Source organism: Deltaproteobacteria bacterium (genome assembly GCA_016874775.1).
Taxonomy (GTDB): Bacteria; Desulfobacterota; Binatia; order Bin18; family Bin18; genus VGTJ01.
In genome coordinates this window covers 16,718-36,032 of record VGTJ01000039.1, presented here as the reverse complement: position 1 = coordinate 36,032, position 19,315 = coordinate 16,718, and the positions used below count along the sequence as shown (strand labels likewise).

Genomic DNA, 19,315 nt, shown 5'->3' with positions numbered 1-19,315 from the left:
GGGCGGCGCGGGCACAGCGCAATCACTTAGCATGTTGTTATCATGCGTGGGTATCCTTGAAAGTGAAAGCTCAAGAACTGGGCCAGACCCTGTATGCCGTGCGGGAGAGTTTGTTTAGTCATTACCTCCGCGCTGAACTACAAAACCCTCATGTCACGGCTTGTTAAGGTCCAAAGCGTAAGTCCTGCAATGGTATTGTTACAGCCCCGAAGGGGCGAATTGTGGTAGCCCACGGTGTGAACCGTGGGAACTAGGGAGCGGTGGTTACGTTTTACGCATTACGTCTTGAAAGGAGGTCTCACCATGCTCAAAGGAATCGACAACATCGGTATCGCAGTTGCTGACTTAGCGCGGTCAATGGCATTCTATGAGAAACTGGGATTCACAAAAAGTTACGACTACGACGCTGATGTCAAAGGCGCATCGATGAGTTGCGGCAGTGCGGTATTGTTTCTTTTTCAAACCAAACAAGCCAATCCGCAAGCAGTGAAACGTGACCCCTCATTGGCGCAGAACCCGCCAGGGATCGATCACATCAGCTTCGTGGTTGAGGACGTTGATGCGATCTACCAGGACCTGAAGGCCAAGGGCGTCGCTTTTAATGGCGAACCTGCCGACCAGGAGTGGGGAGCCCGCCTAGCCGGACTTAAAGATCCCGATGGCAACAATCTGTACTTCTTAAAATATCTCAGCTAGACATTGCCTATTCTGAAAACAGGAGGAGATCGTATGCCGACCATTAATACTGCGACGGGAACATGTGCGCCCAAGGACCTCGGGTTCACGCTCATTCATGAACATATCACTGCCGGATTCCCTGGCTGGGAATTGGATAATGCTGGTTTCAATCGCAAAGCTGAAATCGCCAAGGCGGTTGATCGCTTGAAAGAAGTGAAGTCACTAGGAGTCACCTCGATGGTTGACCCATGTCCAATGGAATTGGGTCGTGATCCAGAGTTCACCGCTGAAGTGTCTGAGAAGTCTGGGGTTCAGGTTGTCGTTGCTACCGGTCTCTATAATGAAGCCCTGGGCATTCCGCCGCATTTTCGTGGCCTCGATGCTGATTCTATTGCTGAAGTCTATGTCCGCGAGCTGAAAGATGGGATCGGCAGCACTGGTATCAAAGCTGGCATCATTAAGACCGCAACGGGCGGCATTCCGGGCATGACCGAAACCGCCAAGAAAATGGGCGTGCATGAAGAAAAGTGTCTCCGTGCCGCGGCCCGCGCACAGAAAGCCACTGGTGCACCGATCCTGTGTCATAACGATGAGCTTGGTCCGTTCGGACGCGAGACCTTAGATGTTTTCCAGGAAGAAGGGGTCGATTTTAATCGCGTGCTGATCGGCCATGCTTGCGGTGTCGGTGACATGCGTTACTACTTCGACATTCTCGAACGTGGTGCGTGGATTGGGTTTGATCGCTTCGGTATCGAGACGATTGCCAGTGACAAGATGCGCCTTGCCTCACTGATTGGGTTGTTAGCGGTTGGTTACGATCGCATCATGTTGTCGCATGACTTCGTCGGCTGCTGGTTAGGCCGCACCTCCAAGGCGTGGGATGACTTCCTGAGAGCGAGTCCAAAATGGAGCTACTCGCACATTATGCGCAATATCCTGCCGCAGCTCAACAAAGCCGGTGTTAGCGAAGGGACGATTCGTACGATGACAGTCGATAATCCATGTGCGTACTTCGGCGGATAGGTACGAAAACAATGAAGAATTAAAAATGAAGAATGCAAAATGAAAAATTGAGGAAAGAGAGCAATATGCTCTCCCTATAGCCTGTAGCCTGTAGTCTTTTTTACATTCTACATTCCTCATTTTTAATTATCGCCCTGTTCCCCTGTTGTTTCAGCATCATTTTCCGCCTACAGATAAAGGAACACTCTAGTTAGGAGGGAACATGCGTTCTCGTTTCCAGTGGTTGTCGGTAGTGTGTCATCTAACGCTCACGGTTCTCATTGGGGTCTCGGTTTCATCGGCTTCTGCCGAGGCTGACCGTAGTTACAAGGCCGTTCGAGATTGGCTGGAAAAATATCGCGATGCCAAGCCAGACTTCAAACCTGGTGAACGTCTCACTATTAAAGATATTGAGCGAATTAAGCCATTTCTTCCGCAACCAGCCTGGGAGTACTACTTCTTCGATGACATGGATATGGAGATTGCCGAAACTGGCAAATATCCACCTCCAGCAGATTGGGGAAAAAACGTTACCTCAGGTTACTACCTTGACGAACACGGTGCCTTGTTCGGCTTTAACGGCGCGGGATGGCCATTCCCAGAGATCAAAGGTGATGATCCGCTGGCTGCGCTGAAAGTCTATTGGAATTCCTACTGGCGACCTGGGCATGGCGACTTTTTCATGCCGATGGTGGCCTGGGGTCGCAGCGAACATGGAAAGCTCGATCGTGAGTTTGAGTTTGTTTCTACCTCGGCGGAATATGCTAAAGGCGATAGTTGTTTAGTCGAGGGCTACGAAGGGGTCAAGTCAAAATCAATCATGGAGTTTCGTAGCCCGCGCGACCTGGCCGGAACGCGCAACTTACAGATTGAATATGCTGATCCCTACAAAGAGAATGACAGTTGGATCTATTCTCCTACCCAACGCAAGCCACGACGTGTGTTATCTTCAGAACGGACAGGGGAAACGCAGGGTATGGACTTCATTCGTGACGATGGCATGGGTTTTGGCGGTAAGGTACACGAACAGAAGTGGACCTACCTCGGTAAGAAGCTAGTGCTAGCCACCATCAATATGCGTACGCATCCGGATGCTGGTGGGCCGCATTTATGGGTACCAAATAAAGCACGATGGGAAGTCCGAGAGGTCCATGTGTTAGAGTTGATCCCGCATAGTGCGTCTCATCCCTACGGGAACAAGCTCATCTACTTTGACACCGAGGTCTTCTGGAACCTGTGGCTGACTGCCTACGATAAAAAAGGTCAACTGCTGCGTCTGGGACAGGATTTCCTCAAGTACTCTGAGGGCTATGCGAACGAAGAGGCCATGCAAGCACCATTTGTGAAAGTGGATTATGAACGGAATGCTGGCGAGAACGTCTTTATGCATATTGGCAATAACGTGATTAATGCGCAGAAGCCGCACGCCACATATACGCATTGTTACGTGGTGCGTAAGGAATTTACCTCCGGTCGTGCTAAGCAATTCTATTCAGTGCGGAATATGGTCAGCGGAAGACGATAACTTATAAAACCGGATACAGGAGAACGGATAAGGGAAAACGGACAGCCTGTCCTTCCTTTGACCTTATCCCCTCCTTAATTCTGTATTTCTTCAGCTCGCCCAGTTCCCCTCACCCCCTTTCTTTCTTTGTTATCTTCGGGTTTCTCCCGAGTCCCACCTTTACTCTCAAAAAGTGCCCTGCTAAGAGGCCCTCCAGAGCATGTGCTTGGGATAGGAGGAGGATGCAGTGAACTTTGGGTTTTTGTTTCCATTCCGCAATTCGGCACGGGCGAAAGTACCGTTTCCTGACTTGTATCGTAAGCATCTTGATTTAACGGTGACGGCGGAAGAACTGGGGTTCGATACAATCTGGCTGACTGAACATCATTTTGTTGAAGACGGCTATTCCTCTTCGTTACTTCCCATCGCTGCGGCGATTGCCGCTCGGACGAAGAAAATTCGCATCGGTACATTCGTACTTTTACTACCGTTGCATAATGCCCTCCGTGTCGCCGAAGATGCAGCGACGGTTGATATTATTTCTAACGGTCGTCTCGATTTAGGGCTCGGTCAAGGGTACCGGGTCGATGAATTCTCAGGGTTTCACATCCCACGCAAAGAACGTGGTAGTCGACTTGAAGAGGGAGTTGAGGTGATTCGGCGGGCCTGGACTGAGAAAAACTGGTCGCTCGACGGGAAATACAATCAGCTCAAAAACATTACTGTCATTCCTAATGTGGTACAAAAACCTCATCCGCCGATTTGGCTTGCCGCACGTGGACCGAAGTCCATCGCTCGTGCGGCTCGTAACGGCTATCATTTGATGGGAACCGGTGGCGCTGACCAACAGCAAATGTATGATGCTGCGCTGCAGGAAAATGGCAAGCCGGTCGACGATTTTCATGTCGCGCAGCTCCGGACCGTTTTTGTTGCTACGCGACGCGAAAAAGCGTGGGATGATGCCGAGGAAGGGGTCCATCATATGCTGAGTTGCTACGGCAAGTGGTTTACCGAGGCCAATGATCTCCCCGGTGATACGGCCTACGGCATGGACCTGCCACGCCTGGGAAAATTGCGCGAGAGTGATACAGCACAACTGTTCGGTGAACCGTTGATCATTGGTACCCCAGACGATGCTATTCGTATGATCGAAGATTATCAGCAGCGCACGCGTGTGACCCATCTGGTAATGGCAATGCCATTACCAGGCGTTGATCCACGAAAAGTACAGAAAAGTATGGAGTTGTTTGCCAAAGAAGTGATGCCGTATTTTCGTAAGAAAGCGCGAAAGAAAGTAGCCAGTACACAGTAGTCAATAGCGAAAGACTATTGTTCCCTCGTCACGATTACGATCAACAGGGAGGTCTTCTGTGAAATTCAATCTTTTTATCTTACCCACAATTCCAGGTACCTTCGAAGAGCGAGAACGTCTTCGTCCTATAGGTCGCAACAACGAGAAATATCAGCAAATGTTGCAAGAAGTCCGCGACCTGGCACAAATGGCTGAAGACCTGGGCTTTGATGCGATGTCGACGACCGAGCATCATTTTCATTCTGAAGGTTATGAAGCATCGGTTGCCCCATTGATGCTGTACACCGACTTAGCCGCGCGGACCAAGAAAATTAAGTTTGCGTCGCTGGGATTGGTGTTGCCCACCTGGGACCCGATTCGTGTCGCTGAAGAGATCGCTGTCCTCGACCACCTGACCAAAGGCCGGTTCATCGCCGGTTTTGCGCGTGGGTATCAAGATCGATGGACAAACATCCTTGGGCAGCATTATCACGTGACTGGTGCGCCGATGGACGGGTCGGAAGTCGATGCCCATAACCGCGCGGTCTTTGAAGAAGTATTTAAGATCGTCAAGATGGCATGGACACAAGAATCCATTCGGTTCCAAAGCAAATACTACGAAGTCCCTGCGCCATACGAGCAGGGAATTCGTCGCTGGCCAGTCGCCAAGAACTGGACTGCTAAATATGGCGCTCAGGGAGAAGTTGACGATGAAGGAGCGGTACAACGAATTTGTGTCATTCCTAAACCCTATACCTTGCCACACCCACCGATCTGGCAACCCTTCTCTGTGAGTGAAAAAACTATTCGTTGGTGCGCGACCGAGAATATCGTTCCGTGGATACTCGTAGCCCATCCTCCGTCTTTCCGACAGCTCTGCGAAGCCTATAAAGATGAAGCCGCCAAAGCTGGGCGGACGTTAGAACTCGGGCAAAGCGTCGGTGCGTTCCGGTCCGTACATCTTGGCCAGTCCTACACTGAGGCCTACTCACTAGGAGCGCAGGCGCAAGGAGCGGGGTTCATCGAATACTTTTCTGGCTTTGGGTTCTTTGAGGCGTACCGTTTCCCTGGGGAAACCACGCCGGTCCCCCATACGTTTGAACGTATGGTTGAGGCCAAATATGCGTTGGTCGGAACGATCGACGATGTGAAGCGTGAAGTCGAAGCACTGCAGAAAAATTCCAACGTGGAGTGGTTCGGTTGGTATTTCGACCAAGGCTTGCTACCGTGGGATGAAGCGAAACGACAGATTGAAGTGTTTGGCAAGCACGTCATTCCGGCGTTTAAGTGATCGCCTGAAAGAACTGACAAAGGGGTGGAATTCCCCTTTGTCTACGTTACGGGTGTCCGAGGGGCGGACAAAGAGAGAGAACTTTTCCCGGTGGGGAAAAATAATCGCGAATGAAAATTCTTATCACTGGAGCGGGTGGGCAACTGGGACAGGTGCTTTCTCAGGCACTGGCGAGCCACGAGGTGCATGCACTTCTTCATGCGCACTTGGACATTACGAAACTTCCTGCCGTGCGGACGGTAATCGAGACTATTGAGCCTCACCTCATCATCAATACTGCTGCCTATAACAATGTCGATGGTGCAGAGGCTGACCCAGAGGCAGCATATCGTGGGAATGCCTTAGGGCCTCGGAATCTTGCACTTGTTTCGGCTGCCCATGGCGTACCACTGCTACATGTTTCAACGGATTATGTGTTTTCTGGTACCGGGAAACGGCCCTATCATGAGTTTGATCGAACCGACCCGCAATCTGTCTATGGCGAGAGTAAATTAGCTGGAGAGCAGGCAGTGAAGGAACTGAATGCTCGTCACTTCATTGTTCGTACGGCGTGGCTCTATCATATTGTCGGTAAGAACTTTCCTACGACTATGATTGCGCTTGCGCGTCAACAGTCGGCAGTACGAGTAGTCAATGATCAGCGGGGATCGCCGACCTATGTGCCGCATTTGGTTGACGCACTAATAATGTTGTGCCAGACAAATGCCTACGGAACCTATCATCTTGTCGGACAGGGAGCTGCAACCCGGTATGAGTTGACCTGTCGGTTATATCATCAGTTGAATGTGGAGACGCCGGTCCAGCCAGTCGCGACGGCTGAATTTCCTCGTGCTGCCACGCGCCCAGCGTATTCAGTACTCACTACTTTGCAGGATCCACAGCTCCTGCTTCCTCCCTGGGAAGACGGAGTCGTCCAGTTTGCAGCGGCCATTCAGCGGCGTTCTCACAGTTAGCCCTCTATTATTTTTGGTAGTATTGGCCATGCATTGTACAATCTCACAGAGTTGAGTGTCGCACTATTTGTCGGTATGTCTCTTTGTGAGGTTGCTGGTGAGAGAAATTTCTGTCACAATCGGGCACTATTTTTATCAGAAGGAGTATTGGTATTATGCCACGAGCGAAAAGATCTCGGTCCGCGTTCAATGTTCTCAAGAAGCAGGCCAACAAAGTGTTGGGTTCACTCCGGCGGGAAATCGCGCAGAAAGAGAAAGAGCTATCCTCGTTACGACAGGATGCCCAACGGCTACAGTCGGTTGTCAATGGCAAAGCCAGTGCTGCGGTTGCGGGTCCAGTACGCCAACGGCTTGATTGGAACCTGATTCTGAAAGAACTGCCAGGTACCTTCTCCTCTCATGAAGTCGGCGTGAAATCGGGAAAGCCCATGGAGCAAGTCTATGCTGGGTTGAACCGTTGGATCAAAGATCGTAAGGTGCGTAAAGCCAAGCAGGGAGGGTATGAAAAAATGGGCGCGGCTGCTCGCTAGACCCGTAGCGATTGCTACCAATGAGCAGGATTGCCGCCTAGAAACAGTATGCGGAAGCTTTTGTACTACTGGTTTCAGAAGCGGACTATTCTGCGCGCAGTGAAAGTTGCTGCCATTGTCGGCCCTATTCTTACTCTCATTAACCAGTACGACGTTCTCTTGCGTGGCGACTATTCTATCCGTGTGCTTAGCAAGATTGTGTTGACCTTTCTCGTGCCGTACTGCGTATCTTCTTTCTCTTCGGCTCGCGCAGAGGTCGAGCGAGAAGTAGATCGACAGCTAGAGACAAGGGCATGACCCGCTCACGTGGAGAATTGCCGGTACCTGCTCCCGACCCAGTGCGCGGAGGACAGTTTCAGCGTGAGTTGGGGTTACTCGACGCCAGCGCGATTGTTGCTGGTTCGATGATCGGTTCGGGCATCTTTATTGTCTCGGCCGATGTGGCGCGGACCGTCGGGTCGCCGACGTGGCTCCTCTGGGTGTGGGGGCTCACGGCGATTGTGACGATTCTCGGTGCGCTCTCGTATGGTGAACTGGCAGCGATGATGCCGCGTGCTGGTGGTCAATACGTCTACCTCCGGGAAGCCTATTCACCGCTCCTTGGTTTTCTGTATGGCTGGACCCTGTTTCTGGTCATTCAAACGGGAACCATTGCTGCGGTTGCGGTTGCATTTGCAAAGTTTCTCGGGGTTCTCATTCCATGGATATCAGCGCAGCACAATGTCGGGCAGATTGGCGGTGTCTCTTTGTCGTCCCAGAGGTTCGTCGCCATTGCGGTCATTGCCCTGCTGACGTGGTCGAACAGCCGTGGACTACGCGAAGGGAAACTCATCCAAAATGCATTTACCTCAGCGAAGATCCTTGTCCTGATTCTCCTCATTGTGCTGGGCCTTGTGGTTGCGCGCGATACGACAGCAGTACAGGCAAACTTTGTCACATCGTCACAGGATGCACCACTCACGCTAGGCTTTCTGATGCTTGTCGGCGGTGCGATGGTTGGGCCGCTGTTCTCCTCGGATGCCTGGAATAATGTGACCTTCACTTCTAGTGAAGTCAAAAATCCTCACCGGACGTTGCCACTCAGCTTACTCGGCGGTACTGTTGTTGTGATGGTACTCTACCTCCTGACGAATGCTGCATATCTCTGTTTGTTACCGCTTGAAGGGGTAGGGACAGGGACGACAGTGACGGAACGCGGGATTCAATATGCGGCTGAAGATCGAGTCGCGACGGCAGCCGCATCGGTGCTGTTCGGTCCTAGTGCTGTGGCGATTATGGCGGTCGCAATCATGGTGAGCACCTTTGGTTGCCTCAACGGCTTGATCTTGGCAGGACCGCGCTTGTACTACGCGATGGCGCAAGACCGCCTCTTTTTTGCCCGTACTGGACATCTCAACAGTGCGGGAGTTCCGGCTGGAGGGCTGTGGTTACAGATGCTCTGGGCTTCGCTCCTGACTCTTTCAGGAACCTATGGTGATTTGCTCGACTACGTCGTGTTCGCTGCATTGTTATTTTACGTGCTTACAGTTATCGGACTTTTTGTTCTACGGGTGAAGCTCCCTGATGCGGAACGACCTTACCGGGTGTACGGGTATCCGTGGGTTCCTGGACTATATGTCGTCGGGGCCTCGATAATCATGATTAACTTGCTGTTCGTGAAGCCAGCGTATACGTGGCCGGGGCTCCTCATTGTTTTGAGTGGCGTTCCGGTCTATTTTTTCTGGCAACGTGCCATGAAATAAACGAAAAAAGCGACCATCGCCGACTATAGAGCCGTTGTGTTTGTCCCGATACCGTATCGCAAGACAAAACAAGGCAACAGCGATGGAATTGCATTACCCGACAGACTTTTTTTCTTTTTCTTCTTATATGCCAACAACGCCGTCAACTCGTGGAGTATGGGGTGCGATTGCCCGACATACCGACTTGAGTGCTTTCGCTCAGGGACTGGTGGCTGAACTGGAAAGCGGCTTATCGTTGTTGCAACAACTACCAGCCGCGATCACCTTCTTTGGTGGCGCGCGCATTCGCGTTGATGATCCCTATTATCGTGCGGCAGAGCGTATGGGGGAACTCCTGGCAACGACTGGGATTCCGCCTCGTACTGGAGCAGGGCCAGGGATTATGACCGCGGTTCCCGATGGGTTCCATAAGAAATTGCGTGCCGATGGGGTGTGGGATGGCAACAGCCACAATCGTGACGAAGTACTGGACGAACGCCAGAACCGGCCACAAGCATTGACCCAAGGCTTCAACATTCAGCTGCCATTTGAACAATCGATCAACCCGGCGATCGATGTCTCACTAGAACTGGCGCATTTTCCGACACGAAAACTGATGCTGTACGCCAATACCTTGGGAATCGTTATTTTCCCGGGTGGCTTTGGCACGCTCGATGAGCTGTTTGAAGTGTGGCGACTCAAGAGTGCCGGTCGCCTGAATCATCCGTTCGTCCTTTTTGGTCGGGAGTTCTGGGGACCTTTGGCTGACGCATTACAACGAAGCACGTTGGGGGCTGGTCGCGAAACCGTTCCTCAAGATGCTTTTGCGCTAGTGAATCTGTGCAGTGAACCAGAAGAAACCTTGCGCGCTCTTTCAACTGACAGCCCACAGACTGACAATGAGGAGCCGCTTGAACAACTTGGTCGTCGTGTTGCCCATGAAATTGTCGAAGGTCTCGAATATCTTGAACAACTCACACCAGCAGTGACGGTACTGGGCGGTTCACGGTTAAGAGCAGATGACCTGACCGTTGTTGCCTGTGAAGAGATTGCACGCCGGTTAGCGATCGCTGGCGTTCCCACTCGTGCTGGAGGTCCTGGGGCGTTGTCTGTGGCCTTAGCTCGTGGCGGTCATCGTGGTGCTGAATATCTCCCGCAACAAGCGTTTGGCATGCGCCGACGTGATGCTCGTAACCTCTACGGTGCGGATCGGGTGCACCTGGTGAATGATCGTCTCACACACAAGGTGTTACTTACCGAAGGCTCGTTGGCGATTCTCGCGTTGCCAGGTGGGCTGGGCACGCTCGATGAGCTGTGCAGTGTCTTGTGTCAATTGCAAACCGGAAAAATTGCCCCACGCCCAATCGTCTTGTTTGGCACCGACTTTTGGCAGCCGTTGTGGTCAGCGCTGCGTACGCAAATGCTTGACGGACAACGGCAAACCGTGAGTGCAGAGGATCTACAATTGGTGACGATCACTGACGATCCCGCCCATGCGGCTGAGTTGTGTTTAGCTGCAGTGGTACCTCACTAAGAGACGTGAACGAAAGGCTGCCATGAGTGTTGCCTATTTCATAGTCTTGGACAATGAGAATCCAGGCTTCGATACGTTCGTGAACGGGAAAAGTTTGGCAAAGGAAGCTCAGAGCCTGAGCGCAATCTGTGAACGGCTTGGGCTTCCGAGGTTTGACGACTTTCTCAGTGTCGATCCTGGTGAGTGGGATGAGGAAGGAGCGGATGATCCTGGAGCGTTTTCTCACTCTTGGTATAGCGCTGATGAAGGGCTTTCCCTCGTCACTGCCCTTCGTGACTACATCACCCAGCATCCCACTACGGTGAAGAAGGCCAAAAGTGTGTTGGCTGATCTTTCTGAATACGTCGAGGTGTTTGCCGCTGCCAAGAAAATTGGCGCCAAATGGCATCTGGAAATCGACTTGTAATTCTCCTTCTCTGCTCGTTTACTTGTAGCAGGAGCTATCGAATGTAGCGTGTGCTGTGCGCACGAGCGCGGTTACACTATTCCTTACTTCTGCCGTACGCCTTGAGCTTGTCGAAGGGCGGTCTGTACTACCGGCATCTCCATTGCGAATAGGATTCTTGTATAGGCATAGTCAGTTCGCCTTCACAAGCGACTTGCCGAATACGATCGGTTTATCGCCAACCGCACCAAAAAACGAGCACTGATCTTGGCTACAGTTTGGAATGTTTAGATTGCCGTTGTCGCGGGCCCATAATGCTGAGGTCGTACGAAAAATGCCGATGCGTGGCCAGCCGGTACTAAGCGACGTCTGATTCGTTCCCGTCCAATCCCCGACTATAGGAAGATCTCCCAAATTCCCTGCCGCCATTGGGATTGTATAGTCCCAGGAGAAGATTGTGCCGTTAACGGGGAGGCTGCTGGGGTTTACGTTGCTGAGATAAAAGACATCGGAGCTGGCGAGTAATCCACGACGAAAGAGCCCAATAGTCACAATCCCATCATTCTCCCAGTCCCCGGCGATAGGGATATCACCGGCTTGAAACATCCCGGAGGCGAGCGAGAAGCAATAGTCAATACCACAAGGCTCGACCACCTGATTGCCACTGTCGAGGTACCAAGCGCCAGTCGAAGGACGGAAGACCCCGACTTAACTGGTCGCATTACTCGTACCGTTGCCTTGCCACTTGCCCGCCACAGGTTGGTAGCCGAACGAAGGAGGCGCGGTGACTATTGGAGGAAGAGATGAAGGGGGGTTGTTCGTGTTACTCAACAAGAAGAAGTTGGGGTTTGTCGTGGGGCGATAAACCCCAACAGTGAACTCGTTGCTGGGTTTGTTGTTCGCCGTGGCGTTATCCCAATCGCCAGTGATAGGCAGGTCAGAGTTCCCTAGACCGTAGGCGAAGCACGGATCGAAAATAGGAGAGGGGTCGCCGGAGACACAGGGAACCGGCCCGTCATATTTGCCGTTGCCATTGTCCATAATCCAGCCGGCGGAGTTAGGCTTGAACACGCCGATGGTGTTGTCTTTCACTGTTTGTGTTCCATACCAGTCGTCGAACCTGAGAAAAGTTCTGATTGCTGTGACATCCGTTCCGTAAATTTGATCTTGGAAACAAAGAAGACTGCCATCCGTCTGTGGGATGCCTCGGCAGGCATTCTCCATTCCCACTAATCGTTGGTTAGGACTAAGGTCGAAAACCGGTGATCCACTATCACCGGACTGAACTGTGAAGTCCGAATTTAGGATTCGATACCGAATTTGATTGTTCAAATTTGCACGGTTATTGTTACATACTTTGACATAATCGAACGTTGTTCCAACTTCCTCGACGCGAAGTCTGAAATCATGAGGTGGACCCAGTATAGTTCGCATATCAACTTCTACTCCGATTGCGACAGGAATAGTAATTCCAGAAAACGGTATTGATCCACTTGGGCCTGAGTTTACTCGTTGATCTGCTGAGAGTGAACCGTTGTATTCGGTAAAGTCCGAATCCATGAATGCCGCTGCGACATCTGCAGCATAGAAATTGGTACCAAGAGGTGTCCACCGTTGGATGAACCCTACATTTGCATTGATTCCACCCGATGGCGACTGAAACATTGATGCCTGCCCCTGACTATTATCGTGTGGACACTGATTGAGAGGGATACCGCCACTACACGGAGGTGTTTCCGTACACCTTCCGAGAATATGAGCTGGGAAGACTAACCAGGGCTTTCCGTCCGCTAGAACAATACCCGTTAGTGTAGCAACGGTACCACCGGAATTATCAACAGCAGCTACGGCACCATGTAAGGGCCGAATCTGCGTATTGAAGGTATGGCCGTTCGTTCCTCTTTCGCCAACCGGAACAGGGCGTGGGATGACTCGGAGCCCTTCAATCTGCTGGGGAAGCACCGCAGGGTTGGTTGTGTAGACGTTGATTCCCTCTGCTCCCAATCCCACACCTTCAACGCCGGGTAGGTCGCTGAGTTTCTCAACGTTGCGGTAGTGGATTTCAAGTGCCTTCTCATACGGAACCCCGGCAATCGGTGGAGACCATAGATTTGGAATTCGCTCTGGCTTTTGCGGATCAACGCAAAAGCGCCACTTATTATAGCCTTCTACTTCTTCGAACCCTTGCGGGCAGGAATCTGCCTGTTCTTTTCCTCCGCCCGGTTTCATCACGATTACTCCTGGCGGAGGAGTGTTGAATTTGATCTTCGGTCCATTATCAGCAGGGAGGGAATCAAATGCACAGCGGACTGATCCAGATACGCCATGCATACCTTTGGGGCAGTCTGTACGAGGTGATACCTGTTCTTCCTTAGAGGGCTCAACGTGTTGAGGGGGGATAGGTGGTTGAGGGAGTGATAGTTTGGGCGGAGGCTGGTGTTGCCTTGACGGGAGGACTGAAAATATGGGTAGGCCCTCTATAGTAGAAGGCAGAACGGAGGGATTCGTCGTTGTGACAACAAGCCCGTTGGCAAAGATACCTATCCCTTCAACGCCTGGCAAACTGTACAGTTCTTGATGATGACGATCGACAATTTTGAGTGCTTCATCATAGGGAATTCCTGCAATCGGTTGGCCTGGCATTGCTGGAGGGAGCTGTCGTGGTGCATTTGTTTGTGGAGCCTGAGCCAATACCCGGAGAGATAAGGAGAAAACTACACTCAATGTGACGATTGATATTCGTACTCGCATAATAGTCCTCGCTCATTTGTTGTGGAAGTGATCTGCTCCGGTCTTCTATTCTTTTGGTAAATCGGTGATCTGCGGAATCACTGGAACGCCTTCGACATGAGGTGGTAACTTCTCTGGCTCTGAGGAGGAGATCCCCACGCCCTCATCAGAGAGATGGAGTGATGACACTCCGGGTATCTTCATTAGCTTCTCCCGGTTCCGTTCGACCACATTAGCTGCCTCGACACGAGGAATTCCGGCGATTGGGGGGAGCAGCATGCTGCTGGGTGGTAGTCCAGCATACTGTGGCGGCATGCAAAATACCCAGTCAAACATCGGTGCAACTTCATAGGTCGCTGGGCATTCGCGTTGAATAGATGTGCTCCCATTCATTGCTACCACTACGACGCCGGCGGGCGGCGGCAGAATGTAATGAGGCTGAACTTTAACGGGAAGCGCATCGAGGAAGGGGGGAATGGCTCGTAATGCATTGGGGAGTACCGCAGGTTTACGTCCGGTTTGATCAGTATGGACAAACACATCCACCAAGATCGTGTTGCCTGCTTCGATGCCCACGCCCATCACGCCGGGAATCGCTCGCAACCCCTGATGGCGTGCGAGCAGCGCTTCCTGTTGTTGACGAGAGAGTAATGGGGGTGGATAAGGATCGACTCCATTGGGTGGCGCAGCGGCGACGTCAGGCGCCGCCTCATGCGTATGCGGAAGAGCCTCGGTCGAATCAGAACCTATCGCACTGTGTGATTTTTTGGGGGGTAAAATAGCAGGCCCAAAGGCACGACGAGTGCGACGCCAAGCAGCACTGCACTGCGACCTGTCCCGGTTGAGTGTTTCCAGCTCCAGTGTTTCATACGTTCCCTCCTTTCACTCCCTCTATGGCGAGCTGTAATATAGGCGAGGAGATGGTGTCAAGGTTTTATCACGGGATTCCGTTACCCTGAAACTTTTTCTTGCTTGTGGCATTTACCTAAACATAATTGATTAGACAAGGGAGAAAAGATAGACCAAAATTGTACCAACACAGAGAGGAGGTAGGTGGGAAATCTGCGTAGCTCATAATACAGGTGAGGGAAGAATCGTAGGCAAGCCGATCGAGTCGAAACTTGTAAAGAGTAACAACATCCAAACGGCCAAACAAAACCCTAAGGAGGTCATATCATGAACGCATTTGGTAAAGGTCTAATGATTGCAAGCGCAGTGGCAACGTTGGTGACGAGTGGAGCACTCACCGCCCGTGCGGCAGATGATAAAGCCGGGAGTGACAAAGTCCATTGTTCTGGCATCAACGCGTGCAAAGGCCAAGGTGCTTGCAGTGGAGCTGGCCATAGCTGCAGTGGAAAGAATGCTTGTAAAGGCCAAGGTTGGGTAGAAACCAGTGCCAAAGAATGCACTGATAAGGGCGGTAAAGTTGTTGACGAGAAGAAGTAAATGACAAGAAGGACAGGCTTCGGCAACCAACCGAAGCCTGTTTTTTTCAGGAGTTGAACAATCATGGCTTGTGGCGTTCCCTATCTCGGTCATGGCATTGGCTTGCGCACGCAGCATTTCCCGCGGGTGTGGGATGGGACTGCGCGTGTCGACTGGTTCGAGGTGATTGCTGAGAACTTTATGCTGCGTGGTGGTCGTCCGCTGGCAGTATTAGAGAAAGCGCGGAATCTGGCGCCGGTCGTGCTGCATGGAGTGTCGCTGTCGCTTGGTTCGACTGATCCGCTCAACATGGCCTATTTATCTGACCTCAAAGCGTTGGCCGAGCGGTTTGAGCCGGCCTGGGTTTCTGATCACCTGTGTTGGGGAAGTATCGGCGGACATTATGCGCATGACTTGCTGCCTTTGCCCTATACCGAAGAAGCACTCAGGCACGTTGTCGAACGGGTTCAGCACGTCCAAGATTGCCTTGGACGACAGATTCTGGTCGAGAACGTGTCCAGCTATTTGACCTATACCCACTCGATGATGCCGGAATGGGAGTTTTTGTCGCAAGTCGCCCAGCGCGCGGACTGCGGTATTTTGCTTGATGTCAACAATGTCTATGTCAGTGCGATGAACCACGACTTCGATCCGTACCAATACGTACAGAATGTCCCGATCGATCGGGTTGGTCAGATGCATTTGGCTGGTCACAGTACCTATGAAACCTATTTGCTCGATACGCATGACGGTCCGGTGATTACTCCCGTCTGGGAGCTGTACCGCTTTGCGGTGCAACGGTTCGGTCGCATTTCCTCACTGATTGAGTGGGACGACAAGATTCCCGAGTTCGAGGAGGTATGTGCCGAAGCCGAGCGTGCCCGAGCGATAGAACATGCAGTGTGGGAGTCCGCCTATGCTCAATCTGCGTGAGTTGCAGTCTCGCTTCTTTTACGCGATTGCACGGCCTGTCGGTGCGGCTGACGAGGAGTGGCAGGGGTTTGACCCACTGTTGCTCCAGGAGATTCGCCCACAGGGGAAGCTGGGCGCTGAAGCACGGCTCGATATTTATGCGCAGATGTACTGTGCGCGCCTGCTGGATGCATTGACCGAAGACTTCCCCCGCATTGTTGCCATAGTAGGTGAGGAGCAGTTCCGTGAGATTGGCCGGGCCTACCTGCGGCGCTTTCCCTCCGCCCATCCCTCGTTACGCTATTTCAGTTCGCATTTTGCAGAGTTCGTATCTACACACCCAGTCGCGAAGACCTTGCCGTATCTTGAAGACCTCGCACGATTGGAGTATGCGCGCGTTGATGTGTTCGACGCACCAGACACTGAACCTCTCCGGTTAGAGGACTTGCAGACGATTCCAGCGGAGGCCTGGGCAACGCTTCGCTTACAGCTCATTCCTGCTCTGCTGATGTTAACCTGCGAGTGGCCGGTGCAAACGATCTGGAAGAATGAACAATTTACCCAGAGTGACGATATAGAACCTGCAGCGACCGTGCTCCGGGTGTGGCGTCATGAGTGTATTGTCTATCAAGCGAGTATGGACGTGGTCGAGCAGGCGGCACTAGCCGGTATTCGAGCAGGGGAACCATTTGCCGCTCTTTGCACCAAACTCGAACAGTTTGTGAACGCGCCAGAAGAAGCCTCAACACTGATTGGCAGTGTGTTGTTGCGCTGGATTGAAGACGGGATTCTTGCCCGTACCTACGACGTTTAACCCCTCTCGCAGATATACGCTTTCTGGGCCGTCGCCTGTACCAGGCGCACGAGCATGACACCGTCTCGGGAGAGGTTCGTGCGGTGCACGTCACTCCTCCGTATCCAACTCACCCAAGAGACCTCGTCGGGTGAAACCTTCGACCCCTCCTAGCATCAAAAGGGCAAATGATCACAAATAGGAGGAGCTGAATCATGGCAGAAATGGTGGCAAAGGTGGAAATGGCAGAAGTGAAGATGGAAAAACGTGGCCTGTCTGCAGGGCGCATCGTGCTCATTGCTGCAGCCGTGGGTGGATTGATTGTGCTTGGGCGACAAGGGGCAGATTACATCCCAGTCTTCGCTGAATGGGTTCAAGGGTTAGGCGTGTGGGGGCCGGTTGCGTTTATTGCTGGCTATGTGTTGGCTGCGGTGCTTTTCATTCCTGGCTCATTGTTGACGCTTGCGGGTGGTGCGATCTTCGGGCTCACTAATGGTGTGATGATCGTGTTTCTTGCGGCGGTGTTGGGTTCATCTGCCGCGTTTCTGGTATCGCGTTACGTCGCGCGCAATGCGATTGAACGTCGCCTTGCTGGCAATACGCGCTTTGCCGCGATTGATCGGGCGGTCGGAGAACAAGGGCAGAAGATTGTCTTCCTGTTACGTTTGTCACCGGTGTTTCCGTTCTCCTTATTGAACTATGGCCTAGGGCTGACAAAGGTTCGGTTTATCGATTACGTGACTGCGTCTGTCGGCATGCTGCCTGGAACCTTGCTGTATGTGTATTACGGTAAAGTGATTGGTGACGTTGCTGCGCTGGCTGGTGGCATGGCCCGAGAAAAGGGGACGGCGGATTACGCCATCCTTATTCTTGGCTTAGTAGCGACGATCGTTGTCACCACGATTGTGACGCGGATTGCTCGTCGGGCCCTCCAGGACGCGACAAAAGAGTAGATAAATCAAGGCCTTTGCCGCCCCAGTGGGTGAGTGTGGTAAGATGTAGGACATGGGGCGGCGGCAAAGAAAATTTTTCCTAAAGTTTATTCTCGATCTGCCGATAACACCGACCTGGGGATTTGGGTATTCTTGCACGTCGCGCTTTGGGGGGCGTATATGGACACTCGCACGTTTATGCAGCTTGATAATGCGACCGACTTTTCCTTTCGAGGGTCGCATAGTCGGAGAATGGAGCGGCAGACCATGACTGTACAAAGCCTGACGAACGCGCTTAGACAGACCACCGCGATGATCCTTGCCGGGGGGCAGGGGGAACGCCTTGCGCCGCTCACGCGTGACCGTGCGAAACCCGCAGTTCCCTTTGGTGGGAACTATCGCATCATCGACTTTACCTTGTCGAATTGCTTGAACTCCGGGTTACGCAAAATTCACATTTTGACACAATATAAATCGCGCTCATTGGATCGCCACATCAAACAGGCGTGGAATGTATTCACCAGTGAAATGGACGAATATATTGAGGTCTTGCCACCACAACAGCGCACGGATGAGCGATGGTATGAAGGGACGGCTGATGCAGTCTTTCAGAATATCTACACGTTGCAAATGGAGCAGCCGCAATACGTGATCGTGCTAGGTGGTGATCATGTTTACAAGATGGATTACAGCGAGATGCTCGCTGCCCACATCAACAGTAACGCCGTCCTTACGGTTGCCTGCACAGAAGTACCGAAAGGGGAGGCGAAACGCTTTGGGGTGATGGGAGTCGATACCAACTGGCGGATTCTGCGCTTTCAAGAGAAGCCCGAAGAGCCGGATTGTATTCCTGATAATCCAGAGTACACGCTTGCTTCGATGGGGATCTATATCTTCAATACCGAAACCCTGATTCGGGAACTCCTGACCAACGCGCGGCAAAATGAAAGTCACGACTTTGGCAAAGACATTATTCCGCGTATGGTGCGTGATGGAGAGCGCGTGTGTGCATTGCCCTTCCGCGATCGGAATAGTGGCGCGATCAAATACTGGCGTGATATTGGCACGATCGATAGCTACTACGATGCGCATATGGATCTCATCGCGGTCAGCCCAGTCTTCAACCTCTATGATGAAGAATGGCCGATTCGGACCTACCAGGTGCAAGCTCCACCGGCGAAGACGGTATTTCGTGGAGCAGAGCGCCAAGGTGAGGTGTTGGATTCGCTCGTGTGTAATGGTTGTATTATCAGCGGTGCTCGTGTCGAACATTCGATTCTGGGGCCGCGTGTGTTCGTCCACAGCTGGGCTCATGTCGAAGATAGTGTGGTGTTTGACGATGTTGAGATTGGACGCTACGCGAGAGTGCGTCATGCGATTATCGACAAAAATGTGAATATCTGTGCTGGGGCTGTGATTGGTTACGACCTGGAGCGTGATCGACAACGATTTACCGTCACCGATAATGGGATCGTGGTTATTCCGAAGGGGACGGTTATTGACGAAGTGTAGGATGCGATCGCTGACTTTACTTCCCGGGACTACCGCTTTCGCAGGAATGACGCCCCCCACTTGCCTCTCAGCATTCATCTGACTGACCACTAAATCGGACCCGCGAACATTCGTACAGTTGG

At 52.2% G+C, this 19,315-nt stretch carries 19 protein-coding genes; 16 read left to right on the top strand and 3 right to left on the bottom strand.

Annotated features, from left to right (window positions below; all coding sequences use genetic code 11):
- Window positions 1–303 precede the first annotated feature (303 nt).
- The 11 genes from FJ147_09025 to FJ147_08975 all read left to right on the top strand — a co-directional run bounded on the left by FJ147_09025 (window position 304) and on the right by FJ147_08975 (window position 10,910).
- Window positions 304–696, top strand: coding sequence for a VOC family protein (locus FJ147_09025; GenBank protein MBM4256025.1), 393 nt, complete (start codon window positions 304–306; stop codon window positions 694–696).
- A 33-nt stretch (window positions 697–729) separates the two neighbouring features.
- Entirely contained in the window at window positions 730–1,701 is a 972-nt protein-coding gene (locus FJ147_09020; protein ID MBM4256024.1) for a phosphotriesterase, read from the top strand.
- Window positions 1,702–1,903: 202 nt separating this feature from the next.
- Window positions 1,904–3,205: a DUF1329 domain-containing protein gene (locus FJ147_09015; GenBank protein ID MBM4256023.1), complete on the top strand. Its 1,302-nt coding sequence runs from the start codon at window positions 1,904–1,906 to the stop codon at window positions 3,203–3,205.
- Window positions 3,206–3,431: 226 nt separating this feature from the next.
- Window positions 3,432–4,496, top strand: a complete 1,065-nt coding sequence (locus FJ147_09010; protein MBM4256022.1) for an LLM class flavin-dependent oxidoreductase — start codon at window positions 3,432–3,434, stop codon at window positions 4,494–4,496.
- Between the two features lie 58 nt (window positions 4,497–4,554).
- Window positions 4,555–5,766: an LLM class flavin-dependent oxidoreductase gene (locus FJ147_09005; GenBank protein MBM4256021.1), complete on the top strand. Its 1,212-nt coding sequence runs from the start codon at window positions 4,555–4,557 to the stop codon at window positions 5,764–5,766.
- A 110-nt stretch (window positions 5,767–5,876) separates the two neighbouring features.
- Window positions 5,877–6,719 carry a dTDP-4-dehydrorhamnose reductase gene (gene rfbD, locus FJ147_09000; GenBank protein ID MBM4256020.1) on the top strand — a complete coding sequence of 281 codons (843 nt, stop codon included), beginning with the start codon at window positions 5,877–5,879 and terminating at the stop codon, window positions 6,717–6,719.
- Between the two features lie 155 nt (window positions 6,720–6,874).
- The gene (locus FJ147_08995; GenBank protein MBM4256019.1) at window positions 6,875–7,249 is read left to right on the top strand and encodes a hypothetical protein; all 375 of its coding nucleotides are present in this window, start codon (window positions 6,875–6,877) and stop codon (window positions 7,247–7,249) included.
- A gap of 48 nt (window positions 7,250–7,297) precedes the next feature.
- The gene (locus tag FJ147_08990; GenBank protein MBM4256018.1) at window positions 7,298–7,546 is read left to right on the top strand and encodes a hypothetical protein; all 249 of its coding nucleotides are present in this window, start codon (window positions 7,298–7,300) and stop codon (window positions 7,544–7,546) included.
- Window positions 7,543–8,991, top strand: coding sequence for an amino acid permease (locus tag FJ147_08985; GenBank protein ID MBM4256017.1), 1,449 nt, complete (start codon window positions 7,543–7,545; stop codon window positions 8,989–8,991). The genes FJ147_08990 and FJ147_08985 overlap by 4 nt, the downstream gene beginning before the upstream one ends.
- A gap of 82 nt (window positions 8,992–9,073) precedes the next feature.
- A complete protein-coding gene (locus FJ147_08980) occupies window positions 9,074–10,504 on the top strand; it encodes a hypothetical protein (protein MBM4256016.1) in 1,431 nt (476 codons plus the stop codon).
- Window positions 10,505–10,526: 22 nt separating this feature from the next.
- Window positions 10,527–10,910, top strand: coding sequence for a hypothetical protein (locus FJ147_08975; GenBank protein MBM4256015.1), 384 nt, complete (start codon window positions 10,527–10,529; stop codon window positions 10,908–10,910).
- A gap of 171 nt (window positions 10,911–11,081) precedes the next feature.
- Here the strand turns inward: FJ147_08975 and FJ147_08970 are convergent, their stop codons facing one another.
- From FJ147_08970 to FJ147_08960, 3 genes are all read right to left on the bottom strand, one after another.
- A complete protein-coding gene (locus FJ147_08970; GenBank protein ID MBM4256014.1) occupies window positions 11,082–11,543 on the bottom strand; it encodes a hypothetical protein in 462 nt (153 codons plus the stop codon).
- 54 nt (window positions 11,544–11,597) lie between these two features.
- Complete coding sequence (locus FJ147_08965; protein MBM4256013.1) at window positions 11,598–13,121, bottom strand: hypothetical protein; 1,524 nt, start codon at window positions 13,119–13,121, stop codon at window positions 11,598–11,600.
- Window positions 13,122–13,685: 564 nt separating this feature from the next.
- Complete coding sequence (locus tag FJ147_08960; GenBank protein ID MBM4256012.1) at window positions 13,686–14,195, bottom strand: hypothetical protein; 510 nt, start codon at window positions 14,193–14,195, stop codon at window positions 13,686–13,688.
- Between the two features lie 600 nt (window positions 14,196–14,795).
- Here FJ147_08960 and FJ147_08955 point away from each other — a divergent pair.
- The 5 genes from FJ147_08955 (at window position 14,796) to glgC (ending at window position 19,193) form a co-directional block, all read left to right on the top strand.
- Complete coding sequence (locus tag FJ147_08955) at window positions 14,796–15,065, top strand: hypothetical protein (protein ID MBM4256011.1); 270 nt, start codon at window positions 14,796–14,798, stop codon at window positions 15,063–15,065.
- Window positions 15,066–15,128: 63 nt separating this feature from the next.
- A complete protein-coding gene (locus FJ147_08950; GenBank protein MBM4256010.1) occupies window positions 15,129–15,977 on the top strand; it encodes a DUF692 domain-containing protein in 849 nt (282 codons plus the stop codon).
- On the top strand, window positions 15,940–16,770 hold the full coding sequence (locus FJ147_08945) for a DUF2063 domain-containing protein (GenBank protein ID MBM4256009.1): 831 nt from the start codon (window positions 15,940–15,942) through the stop codon (window positions 16,768–16,770). The genes FJ147_08950 and FJ147_08945 overlap by 38 nt, the downstream gene beginning before the upstream one ends.
- A gap of 236 nt (window positions 16,771–17,006) precedes the next feature.
- Window positions 17,007–17,702 carry a TVP38/TMEM64 family protein gene (locus tag FJ147_08940; protein MBM4256008.1) on the top strand — a complete coding sequence of 232 codons (696 nt, stop codon included), beginning with the start codon at window positions 17,007–17,009 and terminating at the stop codon, window positions 17,700–17,702.
- Between the two features lie 246 nt (window positions 17,703–17,948).
- Entirely contained in the window at window positions 17,949–19,193 is a 1,245-nt protein-coding gene (gene glgC / locus FJ147_08935; protein ID MBM4256007.1) for a glucose-1-phosphate adenylyltransferase, read from the top strand.
- Window positions 19,194–19,315: the final 122 nt, after the last annotated feature.

Coding starts and splice junctions, on each gene's coding strand:
- FJ147_08940 (MBM4256008.1), top strand. CDS start 17,007: ATGGAAAAACGTGGCCTGTCTGCAGGGCGCATCGTGCTCATTGCTGCA.
- FJ147_09020 (MBM4256024.1), top strand. CDS start 730: ATGCCGACCATTAATACTGCGACGGGAACATGTGCGCCCAAGGACCTC.
- FJ147_08975 (MBM4256015.1), top strand. CDS start 10,527: ATGAGTGTTGCCTATTTCATAGTCTTGGACAATGAGAATCCAGGCTTC.
- glgC (MBM4256007.1), top strand. CDS start 17,949: ATGACTGTACAAAGCCTGACGAACGCGCTTAGACAGACCACCGCGATG.
- FJ147_08995 (MBM4256019.1), top strand. CDS start 6,875: ATGCCACGAGCGAAAAGATCTCGGTCCGCGTTCAATGTTCTCAAGAAG.
- FJ147_08990 (MBM4256018.1), top strand. CDS start 7,298: ATGCGGAAGCTTTTGTACTACTGGTTTCAGAAGCGGACTATTCTGCGC.
- FJ147_08980 (MBM4256016.1), top strand. CDS start 9,074: ATGGAATTGCATTACCCGACAGACTTTTTTTCTTTTTCTTCTTATATG.
- FJ147_08985 (MBM4256017.1), top strand. CDS start 7,543: ATGACCCGCTCACGTGGAGAATTGCCGGTACCTGCTCCCGACCCAGTG.
- FJ147_08945 (MBM4256009.1), top strand. CDS start 15,940: ATGCAGTGTGGGAGTCCGCCTATGCTCAATCTGCGTGAGTTGCAGTCT.
- rfbD (MBM4256020.1), top strand. CDS start 5,877: ATGAAAATTCTTATCACTGGAGCGGGTGGGCAACTGGGACAGGTGCTT.
- FJ147_09025 (MBM4256025.1), top strand. CDS start 304: ATGCTCAAAGGAATCGACAACATCGGTATCGCAGTTGCTGACTTAGCG.
- FJ147_08950 (MBM4256010.1), top strand. CDS start 15,129: ATGGCTTGTGGCGTTCCCTATCTCGGTCATGGCATTGGCTTGCGCACG.
- FJ147_08955 (MBM4256011.1), top strand. CDS start 14,796: ATGAACGCATTTGGTAAAGGTCTAATGATTGCAAGCGCAGTGGCAACG.
- FJ147_09015 (MBM4256023.1), top strand. CDS start 1,904: ATGCGTTCTCGTTTCCAGTGGTTGTCGGTAGTGTGTCATCTAACGCTC.